This is a genomic window from Bacillus sp. mrc49 (assembly GCF_002803435.1).
Genome location: NZ_PHNG01000002.1, coordinates 1 through 3,562, shown reverse-complemented (window position 1 = coordinate 3,562; position 3,562 = coordinate 1). Strand labels below are relative to the sequence as shown.

The window sequence follows — 3,562 nt, the reverse complement described above, 5'->3', positions numbered from 1 at the left end:
CCTTCCCAAGGAATATGCCTCATCGATGAATAAGATCCCGCCAATGGCTTTCTTTATTAAATCCCTCGTTTTTTGGGCAGTATGACCGATATACTCTCCAACTAAATCCGCCCTTTCCGCTTCGATTAAATGCCCTTTTGAGAGTACATTCATTTTTTGAAACAACTTCCCGATTAAACGCGCAACCGTTGTTTTTCCCGTTCCGGGATTTCCTTTGAACATCATATGCAATGCTTGACGGCCAGTCTTCATTCCTTTAGCCTCGCGCTGTTTGTTGATGTAGATCCACGCATATATTTCTTTGATCATCCGTTTCATTTCTTCCATTCCGACCAGCGATTTCAGCTCCTCTTCGATTTCCCTCAGGGCTGCATGCTGGTGAGGTATTTCCTGTACCAAAATTTCTTTTATCGGCAGATCCTTTTGTAGCGTTTTTCTATTTTCCGCATTAAACACGATATTGATTTGCCCGTTATTTTTCATACGGATCGGTTGTTCCAATGCATTCACCTCTCCATCTTGGACCCTTGACTCCACGATTGCATTCTTTTTCCGATTTATGATGGGAATGCTTATGTAACATAAGCCGAAACTTTCCCCCGTCGGGAAATTCCCTTATTTCTTTTCGTGAATTCAGAAAATGCCAGGGTAAAATGCCAGCTTTCCTTTTCAACGGTGCATGATCACGACTGAATTCTTCCATTGAAACTATATTCCGACAAACTTCCTTCCAATTCGCCCGTTTAAACGGGGAATTGTCAATTCCTGCGGTTTCCCGGAAAATAATCGTCCCTAGATATATATTCAAAACACGTACGTAACATTATCGATTATTTGAAAAAACGAGCAGTGCATACAAAAAAACAGGCCGCCATTGGCGAAACCTGTTTTTCACATCCTTATATATATGACTATTCCTTCACTTCGTAATCAATTTGAACATTACGTTGTGGAGCGAATGTAGAAATGGCATGTTTATAGACCAATTGCTGCTTGCCTTCCGATTCAAATAATACCGTAAAATTATCAAACCCTTTAACTTGCCCCCTGATTTGGAATCCATTCAATAAAAATACCGTTACATAGGTGCCGTCCTTTCGTAATTGGTTAAGAAATTGATCCTGGATATTTACTGATTGTTTCATGTATTAGTCCTCCTCTTTTCTCTCTAAATTTATGTATTCGCCTTCGTTGAAAAGCTTTCCTGCTATAAATCCAGATATTTCATGTATTTTTTTCGGAAATCCCTCTAGATCGGTCATATTAAACCAGATGACATCCATCTTATTCCTGAACCAAGTCAATTGCCTTTTTGCATATCGACGGGAATTTTGCTTTAAAGTCTCGACCGCCTCATCCACTGAAGCCCTTCCATCAAAATAATCATAAATTTCTTTATAGCCTATGGCCTGAATGGATTGGCAATCCTTCAAACCTTGATCATAAAATGACTGAACCTCATGAATCAGCCCTTCATCTACCATTCCATCAACTCGTTGATCGATACGCTGATATAATTTTTCACGTTCCATCGTCAAGCCGATGATGCACGTCTCATATTTTAATTCCGTCGGCTGATCATCGAGCTGCTCGCTCATCGTTTTACCTGTGCAATGAAAAATCTCAAGTGCCCTGATTACACGCCTTACATTATTAGGGTGAATCCGCTTCGCACTTTCAGGATCAACCTTCCGTAATTCGTCAAAAACCGGATCGATTCCTGACTCTCTTATTTGTTTTTCCAAACCTTCTCGATATTCAAGGTCGGACGGTGCTTCTGAAAACTGATAATCATAAATCACCGATTGTATGTATAATCCTGTTCCGCCAACGATAATAGGGAGCTTCCCCCTGCCATGGATATCCTCTATGCAAGCATTTGCACGCTCCTGAAACTCTGCGGCGCTAAAAGGTTCATCCGGCTCCTTGATATCAAGTAAATAATGAGGAATGCCTTCCATTTCCTCCGTCTTGATCTTTGCAGTTCCTATGTCCATGCCTTTATATACCTGCATGGAATCGCCGCTGATAATTTCACCATTAAATAACTTAGCCATCTCAATGCTCATTTTAGTCTTGCCAACAGCAGTCGGTCCAATGATAACGAGAAGCTTTCCTTTTTGTTGTTTCACATTCTCACTGCCTTATATGATTTTTTCCCTATCTTAACATAATCTCGTTGAAAGCAGCTAAACATCTACCCATTCTGTCCATTTCCCATTGTTTTATTCATTCCTCCTTCCTGTGAAATCTGTTCAAGAAACATTTGTAAAATGGAGCCCTTCCATATAGCTGGAGTTTAAGCGGAATCTAGGGGGATTCTTTGAATGAAGACACAAAAAAGGATGATTCCGCTACTTCAGCAATCATCCTTTTTCGGCATGGTGCACAGACCTGCCTTCTTAGTCCATTCAGATCGGTCTCCCATTCACTGGTATCATCATCAATACAGAAGTTTCCTTCTCATTCGATTGCACCAGGATCTCTCCATCATATCTGTTCACCAAGTCTTTTACGATGAATAAACCTTGACCGCGAACCTTGCCCTTTTGTGGCTTTTTGGTTGAAAATCCGCTAATGAATATATTTTCCTGATCGAAGGGCGCTATCATAGGCCCGGTGTTCGTGATCCTAAAGGTATACTTTTCCTCATCAGCTATGCAGGCAATGTTCATTCGACGCTCATTCTCTGGCAATTCAACCGTTGCTTCAATGGCATTATCGATGACATTTGACAATAATTTAATCAAATCGATCGTTTTCACCCTGTTAAACGAGTTAGGTGAAACATCGATTTCAATATCGATGTTATAATTTTGGGCCGAGAGTTTTTTTGTCTCCAACAGTACAGACAGGCCCGGATGACTTACATCCAGCTTCATCGATTCGAGGGAATGCACCTCTTTTGATAGACCTGTTAAATAATCGAGGGCTTTATCATTCTCCTTCAATTTAAGGAGACCATGTATAACCTGAATATGATTGGAAAAATCATGCCTTAATGAACGAACTGAAGCTATGAGCGATTGAAATTCCGATTGATACGTATCCTCCGTATCCCCGACTTCACGCGTCAGTTCTTTTTGATACCACTTTTGAACGACAAAAAAGGTAACCAGCAGCATGATAACAAAGCCTCCATTGTAAACGAGGATGGCAATACTGCTTCTTAATACCTTTCCATTAATGGAGTTTATATTCTCGGCACTTACATCAATCCCTAAAAAGCCTATGATGGAGCCTTCTTTATTTTTGATTGGCACCCCCACAGTCAAATAATCGCCATACTCCGGATCATCCAGTATCCCGGTAATGAAGCTTTTGCCTTGATAGGCCTGTCTGACCTGCTTTGGAGGGACGGTACACACTCCGCCTATGGGAAAATCCCCTTTATGATCTCTAGAAAATCCAGTAATCATAGCTTTTGACACTTTGGGATTATCGACCATGATGGTGTAAACATACAAAGCCCCGATTTTTTCCCTTGCATCTTCTAAGTAAGCCTTAATATCCTTATATTCCCGGCTCTTTACTTGGTTATCGAGAAATCGCTCATAGGCCT

Annotated in this window: 4 protein-coding genes; all 4 read right to left on the bottom strand. The window is 40.8% G+C overall.

Annotated features, from left to right (window positions below):
- Positions 1–501 (bottom strand): AAA family ATPase (locus CVN76_RS00075; protein ID WP_157805366.1); only part of this gene is annotated, 501 nt, incomplete at its 3' end.
- Between the two features lie 410 nt (positions 502–911).
- Entirely contained in the window at positions 912–1,145 is a 234-nt protein-coding gene (gene hfq, locus CVN76_RS00065) for an RNA chaperone Hfq (protein WP_034313436.1), read from the bottom strand.
- A 3-nt stretch (positions 1,146–1,148) separates the two neighbouring features.
- Positions 1,149–2,132 (bottom strand): tRNA (adenosine(37)-N6)-dimethylallyltransferase MiaA, encoded by a 984-nt coding sequence (gene miaA / locus CVN76_RS00060; protein WP_100530054.1) that lies wholly within the window; start codon positions 2,130–2,132, stop codon positions 1,149–1,151.
- Between the two features lie 279 nt (positions 2,133–2,411).
- On the bottom strand, positions 2,412–3,562 hold a 1,151-nt coding region (locus tag CVN76_RS00055; RefSeq protein ID WP_100530053.1), incomplete at its 5' end, for a sensor histidine kinase.

Bases quoted from the DNA above. Each gene is read 5' to 3' on its own strand.
- hfq (WP_034313436.1), bottom strand. From the start codon at position 1,145: ATGAAACAATCAGTAAATATCCAGGATCAATTTCTTAACCAATTACGA.